This is a genomic window from Chryseobacterium sp. Tr-659 (genome assembly GCF_011752975.1).
In the GTDB taxonomy this organism is placed as follows: Bacteria; Bacteroidota; Bacteroidia; order Flavobacteriales; family Weeksellaceae; genus Chryseobacterium.
Map to the genome: position 1 here is coordinate 43008 of NZ_VWWP01000013.1, position 19194 is coordinate 62201.

16 protein-coding genes are annotated in these 19194 nt (G+C 37.2%); 1 reads left to right on the plus strand and 15 read right to left on the minus strand.

The window, feature by feature from the left end; all coding sequences use genetic code 11:
• Positions 1-95: 95 nt before the first annotated feature.
• The 15 genes from F3J23_RS20480 to mraZ all read right to left on the minus strand — a co-directional run bounded on the left by F3J23_RS20480 (position 96) and on the right by mraZ (position 18098).
• Positions 96-506 carry a BrxA/BrxB family bacilliredoxin gene (locus tag F3J23_RS20480; RefSeq protein WP_047099553.1) on the minus strand — a complete coding sequence of 137 codons (411 nt, stop codon included), beginning with the start codon at positions 504-506 and terminating at the stop codon, positions 96-98.
• A gap of 450 nt (positions 507-956) precedes the next feature.
• Entirely contained in the window at positions 957-1403 is a 447-nt protein-coding gene (locus F3J23_RS20485; protein WP_167033242.1) for a GatB/YqeY domain-containing protein, read from the minus strand.
• 91 nt (positions 1404-1494) lie between these two features.
• Complete coding sequence (gene ftsZ / locus F3J23_RS20490) at positions 1495-3405, minus strand: cell division protein FtsZ (RefSeq protein WP_167033243.1); 1911 nt, start codon at positions 3403-3405, stop codon at positions 1495-1497.
• An 84-nt stretch (positions 3406-3489) separates the two neighbouring features.
• The gene (gene ftsA, locus F3J23_RS20495) at positions 3490-4872 is read right to left on the minus strand and encodes a cell division protein FtsA (protein ID WP_167033245.1); all 1383 of its coding nucleotides are present in this window, start codon (positions 4870-4872) and stop codon (positions 3490-3492) included.
• An 82-nt stretch (positions 4873-4954) separates the two neighbouring features.
• On the minus strand, positions 4955-5926 hold the full coding sequence (locus tag F3J23_RS20500) for a cell division protein FtsQ/DivIB (RefSeq protein WP_167033247.1): 972 nt from the start codon (positions 5924-5926) through the stop codon (positions 4955-4957).
• Positions 5927-6121: 195 nt separating this feature from the next.
• Complete coding sequence (murC, locus tag F3J23_RS20505; protein WP_167033248.1) at positions 6122-7480, minus strand: UDP-N-acetylmuramate--L-alanine ligase; 1359 nt, start codon at positions 7478-7480, stop codon at positions 6122-6124.
• A 194-nt stretch (positions 7481-7674) separates the two neighbouring features.
• Positions 7675-8769, minus strand: coding sequence for an undecaprenyldiphospho-muramoylpentapeptide beta-N-acetylglucosaminyltransferase (gene murG / locus F3J23_RS20510; protein ID WP_167033249.1), 1095 nt, complete (start codon positions 8767-8769; stop codon positions 7675-7677).
• Position 8770: 1 nt separating this feature from the next.
• Positions 8771-10009: an FtsW/RodA/SpoVE family cell cycle protein gene (locus tag F3J23_RS20515; protein ID WP_167033251.1), complete on the minus strand. Its 1239-nt coding sequence runs from the start codon at positions 10007-10009 to the stop codon at positions 8771-8773.
• 8 nt (positions 10010-10017) lie between these two features.
• Entirely contained in the window at positions 10018-11355 is a 1338-nt protein-coding gene (gene murD, locus F3J23_RS20520; RefSeq protein ID WP_167033253.1) for a UDP-N-acetylmuramoyl-L-alanine--D-glutamate ligase, read from the minus strand.
• A 62-nt stretch (positions 11356-11417) separates the two neighbouring features.
• Positions 11418-12659, minus strand: a complete 1242-nt coding sequence (mraY, locus tag F3J23_RS20525) for a phospho-N-acetylmuramoyl-pentapeptide-transferase (RefSeq protein WP_167033255.1) — start codon at positions 12657-12659, stop codon at positions 11418-11420.
• A 79-nt stretch (positions 12660-12738) separates the two neighbouring features.
• The gene (locus F3J23_RS20530) at positions 12739-14199 is read right to left on the minus strand and encodes a UDP-N-acetylmuramoyl-L-alanyl-D-glutamate--2,6-diaminopimelate ligase (protein WP_167033257.1); all 1461 of its coding nucleotides are present in this window, start codon (positions 14197-14199) and stop codon (positions 12739-12741) included.
• Positions 14200-14257: 58 nt separating this feature from the next.
• Positions 14258-16249: a penicillin-binding transpeptidase domain-containing protein gene (locus F3J23_RS20535; RefSeq protein ID WP_167033259.1), complete on the minus strand. Its 1992-nt coding sequence runs from the start codon at positions 16247-16249 to the stop codon at positions 14258-14260.
• Positions 16233-16598 carry an FtsL-like putative cell division protein gene (locus F3J23_RS20540; RefSeq protein ID WP_002981890.1) on the minus strand — a complete coding sequence of 122 codons (366 nt, stop codon included), beginning with the start codon at positions 16596-16598 and terminating at the stop codon, positions 16233-16235. Before F3J23_RS20540 ends, F3J23_RS20535 begins: the two co-directional genes overlap by 17 nt.
• Before the next feature lie 101 nt (positions 16599-16699).
• On the minus strand, positions 16700-17593 hold the full coding sequence (gene rsmH, locus F3J23_RS20545) for a 16S rRNA (cytosine(1402)-N(4))-methyltransferase RsmH (RefSeq protein ID WP_167033261.1): 894 nt from the start codon (positions 17591-17593) through the stop codon (positions 16700-16702).
• Positions 17594-17639: 46 nt separating this feature from the next.
• Complete coding sequence (mraZ, locus tag F3J23_RS20550) at positions 17640-18098, minus strand: division/cell wall cluster transcriptional repressor MraZ (protein WP_167033263.1); 459 nt, start codon at positions 18096-18098, stop codon at positions 17640-17642.
• Between the two features lie 272 nt (positions 18099-18370).
• On the opposite strand from mraZ, the gene F3J23_RS20555 reads away from it, so the two are divergent.
• Entirely contained in the window at positions 18371-19132 is a 762-nt protein-coding gene (locus F3J23_RS20555; RefSeq protein ID WP_167033265.1) for an alpha/beta fold hydrolase, read from the plus strand.
• Positions 19133-19194: the final 62 nt, after the last annotated feature.

Genomic DNA, 19194 nt, shown 5'->3' on the forward strand with positions numbered 1-19194 from the left:
ATAATGATATTTGATTTTTCAGGGAATTTTTTCAGGAATTAAATAAAAAAACCGTTACAAAATATGTAACGGTCTTATATTGAGTTGATTGTTTTCTAGCAGTACTCGTCGTACGCAGCCTGAAGATTGGCTGCAATAGCTCCTGCAGGGTTCCCCTCAATGTGGTGTCTTTCCAACATGTGAACTAATTCACCATCTTTGAAAAGAGCTACGCATGGAGAACTTGGAGGGAATGGAGCCAGGTGCTTTCTAGCCTCTACCACAGCTTCCGTATCAAATCCTGCAAATACAGTTGTTAAATGATCTGGTTTTTTATCTCCTGTTAATGAGTATACAACTCCCGGTCTTGCAGCACCTGCTGCACATCCGCATACGGAATTGATAACTAATAACGTAGTTCCGGACTGCTTTAAAGCTTCTTCCACCTGAGCAGGGGTTGTTAAATCCTGGAAACCTTTATCTGTAAGTTCTGCCTTCATAGGCATTACTAAATCTGTTGGATACATATATTTTGTTTTTTATCAGTACAAAGTTAAGCAATTCTTTACGTTTCTTCAATATATAAAAACTATCAATCGTTTAGTCATTTAAAATTAATCAAATATTAATATTACAATAATATTCAAAAAAAAGTGAATTAAAAGTAGGAATAATAAAATATATTTATTAAATTTGAAATGATTCTGAAAAACAAACGACCATGAAAAAAACATTTAAAGCTTTCCCTCAAGCAATCAACCACTTAAATACTGCCTGAAAAATGGTAGTAATTAAATTCTTTTTTCAGTTTTGATTTCAAAATTGATTAACAAACTTTAATATCCAAAGAAAACGAAGCCCGGAACTCATCAGTTCCGGGCTTCTAATCAAATCGATATGCAAAGGTTGAATATCCTTAAGTTAAGGGTAGGGTGGTTTTTGTTTGGCTTCGGATCCGAAACCCCCACACACTTCCCTTATGAAAGGAGCTTTTTAGCCATCTCGGAAATACTCTTTCCATCTGATTTTCCGGCTAATGCTTTTGAAGCAACTCCCATTACCTTCCCTAAATCTTTGATAGATTCAGCTCCGGCCTCAGAAATAATGTTTTTAATTTCTACTTCCAGCTCTTCTGCAGAAAGCTGTTTTGGTAAAAACTGCTCAATAACTTTCATCTGGGCATCTTCTACTTCTGCAAGGTCATTTCTTCCCTGTGCAGTAAACTGATCGTAAGAATCCTTACGCTGTTTTACCATTCTCTGAAGAATAGCAATTTCCTGTTCTGCCGTAACCTCAGCTCCTATAGCTTCTGTTTTCAGCAATAATATCTGAGATTTTACAGCACGAAGAGAATCTAAAGCCACTTTGTCCTTAGCTCTCATTGCTGTTTTTATAGCTTCGTTTATTGTATTTTCTAAACTCATGGTTTCAAATTTAACAATGTATCAATGTAACAATTTACCCATAAAATTATAGTAATTGTTACATTGGTACATTTCTACATTGTTATATTAATTAGTCTACGTCTTTATTTAAGAACCTGTTTTCTCTAATCTGCATAGATCCGTTGTTATCAGACAGATAGGTATTGATATTCTGGTCTGAAGCATTGTTTCCGTCGATCGAAATATTTTTTCTTTTGAAAGCTGGAATAGATTCAAATTCGCTGGTGCTGTCAAAGCTCTGATAGCGGGAGTTGAATTCTTTTAATTTATTTCTTCTTTCAATCACTCTGTCCTGATCGATCGTTTTATTCACGAAAGTGAATTCTGATTCTTCAGTTTTTGGAGCTTCAATTTCAGCTTTGGTTTCAAAAGCTGCTTTGGTTTCTGCTTTTGGTTCTTCCTGTTTCTGGAAGAATGTTTCAACTTTTTGAGCAGGTTCTGCTACGGCACTTACAGGAGCATTAAACTCTGCTTTAGGCTGTCCGAAATCTGTTTTTGGCTCATTTCGGGTCTGTTCATTTACGAAGAAACTGAATTCAACAGGCTTTTCTTCTGAAAAAGAGTTGTTGAATGTGTTACCAGACTGAGGTTCTTCTTTCTTATTTTCAAAATCGAATGAAAAAGACTGGATCTCCAGGTCGTTTGGATCTTCGTTTTCTTCATCAATAGAGAATAAGCTGTATTCCTGTTCTGCTTCTTCTTCATTTCTCCATCCTTGTTCCGGAGTATTTATCGTATCTTCTTCTTTATCAAAGAATTTGATCTCAGTTCTGATCTGCTCTTCTTCAATAATCATTTTTTTTTCAGAAGAGGTCACATTGAATGATGCATCATGGTCTTCGTCGTCAAGTCTAAAAAGGTTTTTTCCGCCGAAATCATGCGTTGCTTCAGGAGTGGCTTCTCTTTCCTCTCTTGTTTTAAAAGGAGAGTTTTTTGGGGCTTCAAAACTATCATTAAGACTTATTCTGATTTTCTCAGTAGGTCCGGCGAATTTTTTGTTGTCATTAGAGAAACCTGTTGCAATAACAAGAACGCTTACCGCATCTCCCAATTCTTCATCTGCACCTACTCCAAAGATGATATCAGCTGTATTTCCGGCCTCTTTCTGGATGTGATCCATGATGATACCGATTTCGTCCATGGTAACTTCTTCAGCACCACTTCTGATCAATAAAAGAACGTTTTTAGCACCTGTAATCTTATTATCATTCAATAATGGAGAATCAAGGGCTTTTCTTACGGCTTCTTCTGCTTTATTTTCGCCTGAAGCTGTTCCTGTAGACATCAATGCGGTACCAGAATTCTGAAGTACAGATTTAGCATCTCTAAAGTCAATGTTTACATCAAAGTAACCTGTAATAACTTCTGCCATACCTTTGGCTGCATTAGCTAAAACTTCATCTGCTTTTGAGAATCCCTGTTTGAATCCAAGGTTTCCGAACTGCTGTCTTAATTTATCATTGTTGATGACAATTAATGAGTCAACATTATTTTTTAGTTTATCAAGACCGTTTTCAGCCTGATCCAATCTTCTTTTACCTTCGAAGCTGAAAGGAACCGTAACAATACCCACGGTAAGAATACCCATGTCTTTTGCTACTTTTGCAATAACAGGAGCAGCTCCAGTACCGGTACCACCGCCCATTCCGGCAGTGATGAACACCATTTTGGTGTTCTGGCCCATAGCAGCTTTGATATCTTCAATACTTTCGATTGCTGATTTCTCACCTACTTCAGGGTCGGCACCAGCTCCAAGACCTTCCGTAATTGAAGTCCCCAGCTGAACTTTATTGGCTACGGGGTTATTATCTAAAGTCTGAGCATCTGTATTGCAGATCACGAAGTCAACCCCGTGAATCCCTTTTTCGTACATGTGCTTCAAAGCGTTATTTCCGCCGCCCCCTACACCGATTACTTTTATGATGGATGAATTTCCTTTTGGCAAATCAAATGAAAATCCTTGTGTACCTATATTTTCCATAACTATACTTTTAATAATTAATAATTGACAGATGATTCATGATAAGAACAAGATTATTTATACTTATCATTTCTCATTTACAATTTATTCTACTTCTTCAAAGAATTTTTTAACTTTTTCCATAAGCGACTGCCCAAAGGTCAGTTTCGCTTTTCTGTTCTCTTGCCTTTCATTCGAAACAGGTTGTTCCTGTACTGGTGCTGTCTGTTGAATTGGCTGAACCGTTTCTGCTTGTGTTGCAGCTACTTCCGGTTTGGCTTGTTCAGTGACAACTTCAATTACTTCTTCAGCTGTTTGTTTTTTGTCCCTGATCTTTAAACTTTCCATTAGTAATCCAATAGACGTAGCAAATTCAGGGCCTTTCAGATACTGGTTTTTATCGTTGGCGATATATTCATTCGCAAAACCGATTCTGCTGTCAAAACCTGTTGTATAATTGGCAAGCTGACGCAGGTGTTTCAGGTTTGAACCACCACCTGTCAGAACAATTCCGGCAATAAGTTTTTTCTTCTGTTCAAAGGCGCCATAAGCTTTCAACTCTGTATTAACCATTTCCAGAACTTCTTCTACTCTTGCATTGATGATCTGTGCTAGAGTTTTTAAAGAAATTTCTTTGTCTGGTCTTCCGTGAAGCCCGGGAATTGTTACAAAAGTACTGTCTTTTTCCAATTCCGGAACGGCAGAACCAAATTTTACTTTCAGTTGTTCTGCATGTTTCTCGATGATTGAACAGCCTTCTTTGATATCTTCCGTGATAATTCCTCCTCCGTATGGAATTACGCAGGTATGACGGATGATATTGTCCTTAAATATGGCAATATCGGTAGTTCCCCCACCAATATCTACAATGGCTACTCCGGCTTCTTTTTCTTCTTTTGTAAGAACGGCTTCTGAAGAGGCCAAAGGCTCCAAAGTAAGGGCTTCCATTTCCAGTCCGGCCTCACGAACACATCTTGCAATGTTTCTGATGCTGCCCATCTGGCCTACAACTACGTGGAAGTTGGCTTCTAAACGTTTTCCGTGCATTCCGACAGGCTCCTGAATTTCACCTTCGGAATCCACTTTATATTCTTGAGGAAGTACATGGATAATTTCTTCTCCGGGAAGCATAACCAGTTTTTTTACCTGATCTTTTAGTGCTTCAATGTCATCATCTGTAATAAATTTATCCGGATGTTCACGCATAATATAATCGGAGTGCTGCAGAGAACGAATGTGTTTTCCTGCAATACCTACCGTAACTTTGCGGATAGGAACTCCAGCACTGGATTGTGCTTCGGATACTGCAGCCTTGATTGAATTAATAGTTTGTGAAATATTATTCACAATACCTTTATGAACACCAAGACTTTTAGCTTTTCCTACACCGAGAACTTCTATTTTCCCGTGTGCATTCCTTCTTCCGACAATCGCGACTATCTTCGTTGTCCCGATGTCCAGACCTACTGAATACTCTTGATTTTCCATTTTTATATCGATTTGATTTTTTCTACTTTTTCTATGATAGAACTTTGTTCTATTTGTGTTAAATTGCCCTTTGAGGACTTTTTTATTCTATTTTTACTTTGGCCTTTGGCTTAGGTTTTGCCGGTACCGTTGATTTTTTCTCTGTTTTTTTCGTGTCTTTTGTATGTGTTTTCGGTTTTATGCTCTCTTTCGGTTTGGCCGTGGTTGAGTTTGTTTTTTTTGTTTCCGCCGGCTTGGGTTTATTGTCTGCTTTTTTAGGAATAGCCGCCGGGGAAGGGGCTTTTGCCAATTCCAGTTTTCCTGCTTTCAGAAGACTGTCGTTTTCTTTAAAATACGGGTTTAAAGTGGTTACAATCTGGTTTTGATACTTTACAGAAACCATGCTGTATTTTTGTGGATCCTGATATACCAGGTATTTTTCCACAAAGGTTTTAAATCCTTTTACCTTAAAATCAATATTGTCCAAATCTCCGATCTCTACTCTGTAATTTCCTTCACTTGTAAGGAGATTATAGCTGTCTTTATATTTTGAGATCCCGATAAAGTATTTCTTACTGAAATCATCTTTATCAATTTTTTCAACCAGTTCTGCCAGTTTTTCATATTCATCAGGCTGAACATTTCCTGTTACCAGCATACAAGGGTGAGAATAGGTCCTTGAGATAGGAAATTCAATCCCTTTTTCATCTACATAAAAGTCTTTTCCGTCTTTATTCAGTCTGAAGACAGGAACTCTCTGTTTAATGTCCAGATTCAGTTTTCCGTTCAGGTTAAGATAGACATTGGCGCTATCTACAGCCGGCAGGGAATTGATCTTTTTTTCCAGTGAAGGGATATTAAGATCTCCAACTTTTCCTGATGGGTTTTCTTTTTTTACGATTTCCCGTATATCTTTTTCATCAACGAAGTATACCGGAGTTTTTTCGCTCATTTTTACAGAAATCTTATTGTCCGTAATCTTCTGGCCACCGAATCTCTTCAAGGAGAAACTCAGTAATAATCCAAGGATGATTACCGTAACAACAATTTTTAATATTCTGTATTTATTTTTCATATTTTTTAATCACAAAGGATGTAAAGTAGTTTTATTTTCTTAATAATTTATTTACAACTCGTTTTACTCCATTTTTAGATAACATTGAATGAAAATTTAAAATCATTCTAAGTTTTACCATTTTTGCTAAGTGAAACGCCTTGTGAACAAATTCTTATTCTATCTTTGCGAACACTGCGTTTATACTTATTATATTCAAATTTTCTCTATCCAATCACAAATAGGATCGTAAAGGGTATCAATATTCCCTGCACCTACTGTAAGAAGGATATCAAATTCTTTTTCTTTTATTTTTTCAAAAGCATCAGATAATGCTGATCCTTCTTTTTTATCTAAGGTTACTTTCTCCAACAGCCAGCTCGAGGTAATTCCTTTAAAATTTTCCTGAAGCTCTCTTGCGGGATAAATATCAAGCAAGATTAGCTCATCAGCTTTACTTAAACTCTCAGCAAATCCGTCTGCGAAATCTCTGGTTCTGCTGAACAGGTGTGGCTGGAATACTACCAGTAGTTTTTTATCAGGATAAAATGTTTTAATTGAGCCCATTACTGCATTGATCTCTGTAGGATGGTGCGCATAGTCATCAATGTAAATTTTCCCGTTTTGATAGATATGTTTAGTATATCTTCTTTTAATTCCTTTAAAATTGGCAATAGCTTTTTTCAGCGTATCAAAATCTGCGCCTAAATTATGCAGAATAGCCAGTGCTACCGTAGCATTTTCAACATTATGAATACCCGGAATTTCCCAGACGAAATCTTTTATTGTTTCAGTTGGAGTATGAAAGTCAAAATAGATTTTATCGTGATCCATACGCAGGTTATCGGAATAATAATCTGCTTTTTCATTTACTGCATAGGTTTGATGTCCTCTGCCGATTTCAACTCCTTTTCTTACGAACAGTTTCTTATCCTCGGGAACCAAGGCGGCAAACTGTCTAAATCCTTCTTCTATATGAGTTTTATCTCCATAAATGTCCAGGTGGTCCGCATCTGTAGAAGTTACTACTGCCCAATCCGGAGAAAGGTTCAGGAAACTTCTGTCATATTCATCTGCTTCTACTACGGAATAGGTAGATCCATTATACAGAAAGTTGGATTTAAAATTTTCAGAGATCCCTCCTAAAAAACATGAGAAAGGAAGATCTGCTTCTTTACACAAGTGAGAAACCAGGGTAGACGTTGTTGTTTTTCCATGAGTTCCAGCCACTGCGATACAATCTGTATTCTCTGTAATCAGTCCTAAAACTTTAGCACGTTTTAAGACTTCAAACTGATTTTGGTTGAAATAATCTAAAATTCCAAGTGTTTTGATTGCCGGGGTATAGATGACAAGTGTATCTTCTTTCTGAAGGGAGGTGATCCTTTCGTCAATAAGGTCTTCAAAAACGATATCAATGCCTTCATTCATCAGATTCTGAGTAAGTTTAGTATTGGTTTTATCATAGCCCAATACTTTTTTCCCGGATGCATTGAAATAGCGTGCTAAAGCACTCATTCCGATACCTCCGATTCCAACGAAGTAAAAAGTTTGATATGTTTGTAAAATGTTCATTTATATTTTAATCTTTAATCACTCTTGAATTGGTTCAGAGTTTTTTATTATTAATATTATAAGCTTTAATCAACTAACCTCCATGACTCATTAATGAAATAAATTTTAATGGTGTCAGGCTGAGTTTGTCGAAGCCTTCTAATCTTTCATCTTATTTTTTTGATAACATTGGTAATAAATCCCAGTTATCATTTTTATTTTACTGCTTTAAAAATCTCGTCTACAATCTCTTTTGCGGCGTTTGGTTTGGCAAAATATTTCAGGTTGTCAGACATTTCTTTTCTTATATTCTCATTTTCGCAGATTTCTGATAATGTATTCCAGAATTTTTCCTGCATTTCAGAGTCTTTTACCATTCTGGCTGCATTTTTTTCAACCAGATTCATGGCATTTTTGGTTTGATGGTCTTCCGCTGCAAAAGGGAAAGGCACCAATAAGACCGGTTTCTGTGCTACTGCCAGCTCTGAAATGGCAATGGCTCCGGCTCTTGAAACGATGATATCAGCAGCAGAATAAGCCAGCTCCATATCTTTAATGAATTCTTTCAGATGAACGGAAGCTGGAAGCTGGAGGCTGGAAGACAATTCTTTGTAATCCAACTTTCCTGTCTGCCAAATTAATTGATATCCTTTTTCTTTCAGATTTTCAATGTTTTCTTTCCAGGCATTATTCAATGTTCTGGAACCTAAAGAACCTCCTACGGAAAGAATCGTAAGTTTATCTTTATTTAATCCCATTTTTTCTTTTGCCTGAGCAGTTTCCTGCATTCCTGAAACAATGTTTTCACGGATAGGATTTCCCAGGAACTTTATTTTTTCTGCCGGAAAACCTTCTACTTTCGGATAGGCAGTGAAAACGGCTTTCGCTTTCTTGCTTAATATTTTGTTGGTTACTCCTGCATGAGCATTCTGTTCCTGTATAAAAATAGGAACTCCCATCTTGCTCGCTTCATAAAGAGCTGGTCCGCTGGCAAACCCTCCTGTTCCAATGGCAAAGTCCGGAGCGAAGTTTTTGATAATTCTTTTAGATTTTGATAAGCTTTTCAAAATCTTGAAAGGCAGTCCCAGATTGGATAACAAATTTCCTCTGTCTATTCCGGCGATATCAATTCCTTCTATTTTATAGCCCGCCTGTGGAACTTTTTCCATTTCCATTTTTCCGTTGGCACCAATGAACAAAAACTCTGCATCAGGAAATCTTTTCTTGATCTCATCTGCAATGGCGATGGCAGGGAAGATATGTCCTCCTGTTCCTCCACCTGATAATATTATTTTTAATTTTTTGTCCATTTTAAGCGATATCGTTTATTTCTGCTATACTTTGTTTTTTGCCCATTCCTTCTTCATCATAGATCTGGATTCTTGAGCTTATATTTAAAATAATACCCAGCTGTAAATAGGTTACCAGCATTGAGGTTCCTCCGTAACTGATCAAAGGCAGAGGCTGTCCTGTTACCGGGATCAGATTCACAGCTACGGCGATATTCACCGAGAGTTGTATAAAGATCATCACTCCGAGACTGAGCACGAGCAACGATCCAAAGAATGCCGGCATTTTACTCGCAATCATTACAATCCTGATCATCATAATCAGATATAAACTGATCAGGAAAGCAGCTCCAATCACTCCATATTCTTCTACGATTACAGCGAAGATAAAGTCAGATGCGGATTGTGGAAGCATTTGTTTTAATGCGCTTTTTCCAGGCCCCATTCCGGTAATTCCACCGTGTACGATGGCTGCTTTAGCCTGCATTACCTGATAATTCTTGGCTTTTACGCTTTCGTCATCTACATCTGCAGTTTTTGCTTTGCTTGAGGTAAACGTTTCAATACGGCTCATCCATGTGTGGACACGGTTTCCTCCGATCAGGCTGGTGTTCAGCGCTATTAACAGGAAGAATACAATAGCTATGAATGAAGCGGAGATAAATCCTGCAATGTATTTCCAATGAAGCTGTCCTATTATGAGAACAATCACGGAAACCATTAAAATCATTAAGGCTGTGGAACCATTATCTTTGGCAACCAGTACAAAGACAAGTAAGATAGGTCCGAAAATATACATGATATTCTCTATCGGGAGCCTTTCCCGGGTAATTTTTTTAGTTAAATATCTACATAAATAGATGATTAACATTAAAAATGCAAAAGATGATGGCTGGAATGAAATTGGGGTTCCCGGGATTTTCAGCCATCTGGAAGCACTGGCTCCATCAATGGTTTGTCCGGTAAACATGGTCACTACCAATAATATAATCATCAGCCCGAGCAATATACTGCTGAGCTTTCCGATGTATTCATATTTTATAGTTCCTACCAGTCTCATAATTGCTAAACCTAAGACTACAAAGAACATATGCTTGATAACGTGACCCGTTGTAGTCCCGTTATTAACAATGTATTCCAGATTTGAACTTGCAGAATATACAGGGAAAATAGAGAAAATGGAGATCACAAGAATGACCATCCAAAGTACTTTATCGCCCTTTAGAAATTCAAATCTGCTTTCTGTATTCTGTTCGTCCATATTTAATGCTATTGGCCGTTGTCTTTTAATACTTGCTCTTTAAACTGACGTCCTCTGTCTTCATAGCTTTTGAATAAATCAAAGCTTGCACAACATGGTGACAGAAGTACGGTGTCTCCTTTTTTAGCCAGTGATTTTGAAATTTTCACGGCTTCCTCCATACTTGAAGTATCATAAATAAATTCTTTTTTATCTTTAAAGAAATCTATGATCTTCTTGTTATCAACTCCAAGGCAGACAATTGCCTTTACTTTTCTTTTGACTAAATCTTCAATTTCAGTATAGTCATTTCCTTTATCTAAACCACCCACAATCCATACGGTTGGGGTTTTCATGCTTTCTAATGCGTAATAAGTTGCATTTACATTGGTTGCTTTGCTATCATTAATGTATTTTACACTGTCAATTTCAGTAACAAATTCCAATCTATGCTCAACTGCCTGGAAGGTCATTAATGAATGTCTGATGCTTTCATTGTTGATTTTTAATATCTTACCGGCAATGGATGCTGCTAAACTGTTGGCAACATTGTGATTCCCCAATAGAGATAATTCCTCAACTTTCATTGCGAATTCATCTTTCATTTTTACCACAATTTCATCATCATTGATAAATCCTCCTTCAGATAACTTCTCTTTTGTTGAGAAAGGAATCATTTTAGCTTTTATTTCAAGCTTTTCCAGAAGATTTTTGCTCATCTCATCATCTTTGTTGTAGATGAAGAAATTATCATTTTCCTGATTTTCAGTGATTCTGAATTTTGCCAGAGCATATTCCTCATAGTTGTAGTTGTACTGATCCAGGTGATCCTGAGACAGATTCAACAATAAAGAAATATAAGGTCTGAAATTCTGAATATCATCCAGCTGGAAAGAACTTACTTCCAGTACATAATATTCATGGTTTTCATCTGCAACCTGTTTTGCAAAACTATATCCTATGTTTCCTCCTAAACCTACATTCATCCCATCATTTTTCAGGATATAGTATATCAGGGAAGTGGTTGTTGTTTTTCCGTTACTTCCGGTAATTGCGATGATTTTAGCATCTGTAAATTCAGAAGCAAATTCAATTTCAGAAGAAAGTCTGATTCCTTTCTCATGAATTTTATGAATGATTTCTGCCTTCTTAGGAATTCCCGGGCTTTTTACGATCCAGTCTGCATTTAAAATTCTTTCTTCATCGTGGTTTCCTTCTTCAAATTCAATTTCATTTTCGGTAAGAAACTGCTTATAGTTATCCTTAATGGCTCCTTTATCTGAAAGAAATACTTCCAGACCTTTCTTTTTAGCCAGATAAGCAGCACCGCATCCGCTTTCTCCACCTCCTAAAACAACTATTTTCATATTATAAAAGCTTTATGCTATAGGCTTTAAGCTTATTGCTTATTGCGTACAGCTTTTAATTTTTATCTCATTTTTAATGTGATCAGACATACAATAGCCAATATTACCCCGATAATGATCATTCTGTTCACGATTTTACTTTCGTGGAATCCTTCTTTCTGATAATGATGGTGCAATGGTGACATTTTGAATAGTCTGTTGTTTTGGGCATATTCCAGCCCGTATTTTCTTTTTCTGTATTTGAAAACAATTACCTGCAGCATTACAGATAGGTTTTCAATAAGGAAGATTCCGCATAATACAGGAATCAACAATTCTTTTCTTAAAATAATGGCTAAAACAGCAATTACTCCTCCCAGCATCAAACTTCCGGTATCTCCCATGAAGACCTGTGCAGGATAGGTATTGTACCAGAAAAATCCGATAACAGCTCCTACCATTGCCACAGCAAAAATGGTGGTTTCTCCCATATTCGGAAGGAACATAATATTGAGATAGTCTGCAAAGATGATGTTCCCGGAAAGGTAGGCGAAAAGTGCCAAGGTGAGCAGTATAATGGCACTCGTCCCTGCTGCGAGACCATCTATTCCGTCTGTGATATTGGCCCCGTTTGAAACTGCCGTTACAATGAATATTACAATAGGGATAAAGACAATCCATGCCCACTCATGGGCATCTTTATCATTCATCCAAAATAGCATTCCACTGTAATCGAATTCATTGTTCTTTGCAAAAGGAACGGTAGAAACAGTAATTTTTTCCGTAGGCATAAAGTTCTGTTCTACATTATTTCTGTTCACCACTTTTGCATCTGCATATTTTCTTTTAACTGTAATATCCGGATGGAAATACATTGTAATTCCGACAATTAACCCTAATCCAACCTGACCTACAATTTTGAATTTACCACTTAGGCCGTCTTTATTTTTTTTGATTTTCTTTAAGTAATCATCAAGGAAACCAATAGCCCCCATCCAGAACATGGAAACCAGAAGCAGAACAATATATACATTGGTAATCCTTGTAAACAGCAATACCGGAATGATGGTGGCCAGAATAATGATAAGTCCTCCCATGGTAGGGGTTCCTTCTTTCTGTTTTTGACCATCCAATCCAAGATCACGTACCAATTCGCCCATTTGTTTTGTTCTCAGGTAATTGATGACTCTTTTCCCGTAGACAAGAGCAATAACCAGAGAGAATAACACGGCCATTCCGGCACGGAAGGAAATGTATTTCAGCATTCCTAATCCCGGAACGTGAATTCCATGGTTGGTTAGATATTCGTATAGATAGTATAGCATAGTTTCAATTGTTAATAAATGATCATTGATAATTGATGAATGATAAAATGGGTATTATTGATCAATTATCGTTTATAATTTACTTACTCATTAATTTCCAAAGTTCATTAATCACTTCTTTGTCATCAAAATGATGTTTTACACCATTGATGTCCTGATAGTTTTCGTGGCCTTTTCCGGCAACCAAAACAATATCTTTAGGTTCTGCAAATTTTATGGCCATCTTAATGGCTTCTTTTCTATCCGGAATTGAAGTGTATTTGCTGAAGTTTTGTGGTTCAACGCCTGCTTCAATTTCTTTAATGATCTGTGTCGGATCTTCTGTTCTCGGGTTGTCTGAAGTGATGATTGCCAGTGTTGATTTTTTAGTGGCAATATTCCCCATTTCAGGTCTTTTGGAGTGATCTCTGTCTCCTCCGCAGCCGAAAACTGTGATTAATCTTTCGTTTTTGGTTCTGATATCGTTAATGCTGTCCAGAATATTTTCCAAAGCATCCGGGGTGTGTGCATAGTCTACGATAAAGAAAATTCCACCATCTGATTTGAAGGTTTCAAATCTCCCGGAAACTCTTTTTAATTTGCTGATTGCCTGAAGAATTTCATTCTGCTCAAAACCTAGTTCAGCAGCAATTCCGAAAACAAGCAGTAAATTGTATACATTGAATTTTCCGGTCAATGTCGTCCAGAATTCTTTTCCGTTGAAGTTCAACAGCATTCCGTTGAAGTCCACTTCTAAAAGTTTTCCGTGATAGTCTGCCATGGTTTTCAAAGCATAAGACTTCTTTTTAGCCTTTGTATTTTGAAGCATCACATTACCGTTCTTATCATCAACATTGGTGATAGCAATGGCCGTATCTTCTAATTGGTCAAAGAATCTTTTTTTAGTTTTTAGATATTCTTCGAATGTTTTATGATAGTCTAAATGATCATGGGTAAGGTTGGTGAAACCTGCTACTTTGAAGTGTAATCCTTCAATTCTGTTCTGAGCAATTCCGTGTGAACTTACTTCCATGAAAGCATATTCACAACCCTTTTCAACGGCTTCGGCTAAGATTCTGTTGATGGTAATAACGTCCGGAGTTGTATGTGTCGCCGGAATGATCTGTTCACCAATTCTGATTTCAACAGTGGAAAGCAGAGCTGCATCATATCCCAGATTTTTGAATACGTCAAAAAGAAGGGTAGAAACAGATGTTTTTCCGTTAGTTCCCGTAACACCAATCAGTTTTAATTTGTGAGACGGGTTTCCGTAGAAGTTGGAAGCAAGATGACCTAAAGCTTTGGATGAATCTTTTACCTGAATGTAAGTAATGTTTTCTGCTAATGTTTCAGGAAGCTCCTCACAAACAATTACGGTTGCTCCTTTCTCAATAGCAGAAGCGATGAATGAATGACCATCCACTACTGTTCCTCTCATGGCAATGTAAAGAGAGTTTTCTGTAATCTTTCTGCTGTCGATCACCAATTCTGCAATGTCACGGTTATTATCACCGTGGATCTCTACTACTGGGATTCTGTTTACTAATTCTGTTATTATCATTTTTATCAATAGAACTGTGTTCTATTTTGTTTTAAATCGTCTTTAAAGACTCTGTTTTCTAATTTTGCAGAGATAAATAAATTCTCTGATTCTTACTGATCGTTGTGCCTTCTAATGGGAATTGTTCTTTAATTCTTCCTACTCCTTTATAGTCTACACGGTATCCTAAATTTTCCAATTGCGGGATTACATTTTTTCCAATTAATCCTACCACATTGGGCATTTGTTTATCATTGACAGCTACTTTTACATTAGGTTCCACCATTTTGTTCAGGTTTACCTTTTTGTCCACAAGCATTTCTTTTTCAATGTTCTGTGGAGTTTTCAGGAATGTTTTTCCTGCAATTTCCTTAAATACCGGTGCGGCAACTGTTCCTCCGTAAAACCCTTTTGAAGGGCTTGGCTCACTTACCATCACATAACACGTATATTTCGGGCTATCCGCCGGATAGAAGCCTGCAAATGATGCTCGGTACTTCATTGGACCAGGCAGCCAGTATTCAAATCTTGCGGTTCCTGTTTTTCCTGCCATTTTAAGGTTCGGGGTGAAGATGCTTCGTCCTGTTCCTTTTTCTACCGCTTTGGTTAAGGCGCTGGTCATCATCTTAATAGCCTTTTCAGAAGCCATTTTGCTCACCATCACTTCGGGCTTTGCCTGATACATCACTTTACCATCTTTCATGATTTTATCGATGAATAAAGGTTTAAGCATCTTACCTCCATTAGCTACTCCGTTATAGAATGTTGTTAACTGAAGAAGGTTAATATTGGAAGAGTATCCATAAGAAATAGAAGCCAGAGTTGCTGCGTTCCATCTTTTATTTTCAGGAGTTACGATCTTCGGCTTTGTAATTCCGGGAAGTTCGATGTCCATTTTGTCAAATAATTTCCAACGTTTCAAATGATCAAGGAAGATCTGTGGCTTTTCAGCATAATATTTTGTGATAAGCTTTGAAGTTCCTACGTTACTGGACTTGGCCAAAACATCACTGATGTCATAAGTTCCTCCACCGTGACCATCCGAAATTCTTTGTTTTGCATATACCCAGACTCCGTTTCCAACATTTACAGTTGTATTTTCATCAATGAATCCGTCATCCATTGCTGCTAAAAGCGAAATGGTCTTAAATGTGGAGCCCGGCTCAATATTATCTTTCAGTGCGTAGTTGTAAGAATCTTCATATTCTCCTGATTCTGTTCGTCTTAAGTTGACCAACGCACGCACTTTTCCGGTTTCAACCTCCATTACGATTACTGTGCCATGCTTTGCTTCAAAATTGATAAGCTGCTTCTCCAGTGCGGAGTGTGCAATGTCCTGAATTCTAAGATCTAAGGTCGTATAAACATCTTCTCCGTCTACCGGTTCCTTAACTTTCCAGAAGTCAATTGGTTTCCATTGAGAAGAGTTGATTCTTTGTTCTAATCTTTTTCCGTCTGTACCGGTGAGATATTTTGAAAAAGCTCCTTCAAGTCCAGATCTTAATTCTCCGTTATCCATCCCGATGGTTCCTGCTCCGATTTCTGAAGTAGCCAGTTCTCTCTTATAATTTCTGTCTACAATGAAACCTCCTTTATTCTTACCTCTTTTGAAGATCGGGAACTTTCTGATTCTGTCGTATTGGTCAAAATCAAGTCCTTTTACCAAAGTATAGTATTGGTTTTTCTTTTTCTTCTGTTCGTCGAACTTCTGTCTGAACTCTCCTCTGGATTTTCCGAACATTTTGCTCAAAGAATCCGTTAATGCGCCAATGTTATTGCTGTAGACCGTATCTTTCATTGTTTTGAAGTCAAGATAGATGTCATAACGCATTACTGTAGTTGCGAGAATAGAACCGTCAGAAGCGAATAAATTACCGCGGGCAGCTTTTAAAGTGGCTTCACGGTAGTTTTTATTAATGTAATCATCTTTAATTTCCTGAACATTGGTATTCTGAAGGATAACGATCCTTGCCAAGAACATTACAAACACGCACAAAGCTACCACTGCAAAGAGGTAGCCCCATCGTAACGTTTTTTTACGTTTATTGTCGTATTCATTTTGCTTTTGCATCTGTACTGTCCAGTTTTATTAGCAATTTATGAGGGTGGTTTTCCAGGGTCATTAATGAATCCCGGGCAACCTCTTTCCCCAGCTCTGATTCCATTTTTACTTTGATCAGCTTACTCTGGGCGTAAGCGTTTCTAGATTTATATTCTTCTGTTTCTTCCTTTAAGGCGTTTACAATTTTAATTTTTTTATTGACGAGATGGTTGGTATAAATCATGGCCATCATGAGCACAAACAACAAGAGGAAATACTTGTAATGTATTTTGATCTCATCACGATTCAGAAAGTTTCCTTTTATAATGTCTATAAAAGTGAGTCTTTTCTGGGGGCGATTTGTTGTTCTTTTTGCCACTTTAGTTAAGCCAATTCAATTTGTTTCGCAGTGAATTCACTTCGTTGTCAATTGTTAATCTTGTTTTTAAAATTCACTATTGACAATTCACTTATTCACATTTATACTTTTATTCCTGTTCTCATTTTGGCACTTCTTGCTCTTGAGTTTTCTTCGATTTCCTGATCATCCGGAATAATCGCTTTACTCTTTATCAATTCAAATGCCTTTTTATAATTTCCGTAGATATCTCTTTCCGGTTCTCCTTCAAACATTCCGTTTTTCAGGAATCTTTTTACAAGACGGTCTTCTAAAGAATGGTAAGAGATAACAACTAATCTTCCTTCCGGTTTCAACACATTGTAAGCCTGAACAAGCATTTCTTTCAATACTTCCAGCTCCTGGTTCACTTCAATTCTTATTGCCTGAAAAAGCTGGGCATAGAATTTATTTACTTTATGAGGAGGAATATAGCTGAAAAGCTTCTTCAGGTCCTCAGTGGTTTCTATGCTTTTGGTTTTTCTGTGGTGAACTATTTCCCTCGCCAGCTTTCTCGCTTCTCTTAATTCTCCATAATGGTAGAAAAGGTCTGCAAGTTCTTCTTCTTCATATTCATTGATCACTCTTTTGGCATCAAGATTCTGCATCACATTCATTCTCATATCCAAAGGTGCATTGCTTCGGGTAGAAAATCCTCTGTCTGCCTCATCAAACTGATGAGATGAAACTCCCAGGTCTGCCAAAACACCATCAACCTGTGAAACTCCGTACATCAGCAAAGAGTTTTCCAGAAATCTGAAATTCTGATTCACTAATGTAAATCGTGGATCATCAATTGTATTTTTAAGGGCATCCAGGTCCTGATCAAAACTGAACAATCTCCCTTTATCGGAAAGTCTGCTCAGGATTTCTCTTGAGTGGCCTCCTCCTCCAAAGGTGCAGTCCACATATATTCCGTCAGGATTCGTCACCAAATCATCAACACTCTGCTTCAACAAAACGGGGTTATGATACATGCTTAATTGTGTTTTTTATTTAATATAATCCTAAATAACCTTACAGTTATTCTTCATCGAAAGAGCCCATTACATCTTCGGCAAGGCTTGCAAAATCAGTCTCGTTGGTAGCAATTACCTTTTCATAGGCATCTTTATCCCAAATCTCGAAAAGTTCCCCTGCGCTGGTAATCACAATATCTTTTTGAAGATTTGCGAAAACCGTCAGGTCTTTGGAGATCTGTAACCTTCCGGCATTGTCCAATTCTACTGTTTTTACTCCTGCCGTAAACATTCGTATGAAATCAGCATTCTTTTTTATGAACCTGTTCAGTTTATTAATTTTGCCCATCAGCTTGTCCCATGCATTCATAGGATAGACTTCCAGGCAAGGTTGGAACACAGATCTTTTGACTACAAACACCTTATCGTCGAAGTTTTCCATCTGCTTGATCAGAGATGAAGGAACTTTTAAGCGGCCTTTGTCGTCAATTTTACACTCATATGTCCCAATGAAATTTTTCATTTGGGACAAATTTATATAATAATTTCCAAAATTTCCCACTTTTTCCCACTTTTTGACTCAATGTTAATAAGTTTTATTAAAGATTGAATCTCAATAATGTAAAATACTGATATGTAAGCAGTTGTTAAAAGTGCTATTTGTGCCATAATAAAGCGGTTTTGAAAAAAAAAGTTAAAAAGCGGAATATTATATTATTTTTATCTTAAATTAGGATAATCAAAATTTTTTTGAGGTTTAATTTGTATTTTTGCAGGGCTTTATTAAGGCGTTTTATGATATTTAGTACAAAAAAAGAAAAGAAATATTCCTATGTAGAGGCGGGAGAAGGACATCCATTAGTGCTGTTGCACGGGTTAATGGGTGGTTTGAGCAATTTCGATAAAATGGTAGATTTTTTTTCGGAAAGAGGATTCAAGGTATTTGTTCCTCAGTTGCCCATCTATGATCTGCCGGTACTCAATACGAATCTTACCACCATCGCAAAATATATCATCAAGTTTATAGAAAGTCATATTTCAGAACCTGTAACTATTGTAGGAAACTCAATGGGAGGTCATGTAGGACTTATTCTAACCCTTGCAAGACCTGATTTGGTAAAGAATCTGGTTCTGACGGGAAGCTCGGGATTATATGAAAGAACTTTCGGGGATAGTTTTCCAAGGAAGAATGACCGTTCTTACATCAGAAAGAAAACAGAAGAAGTATTCTACGATCCAAAGATTGCAACAGAAGATCTTGTAGATGAAGTTTTCGGAGTGGTGAATGACAGAATGAAAGGAATAAAAACAGTAATGCTGGCTAGAAGTGCCATCAAACACAATATGTTGAATGACCTGCCGAAGATTGTCACACCTACGTGTCTGATCTGGGGAAAACAGGATAATGTAACTCCTCCGGAAGTAGCGGAAGATATGCATAAGTTTATTCCTAATTCGGATCTGTTCTGGATTGACCACTGCGGCCACGCAGCCATGATGGAAAAACCGGATGAATTCAATGAAATCCTGTATAACTGGATAAAAGATAAAGTTTAAATACAATCAATGACCATTAAGAGCTTTTCTTAATGGTTTATTTTTCTAAAATACATTCAAAA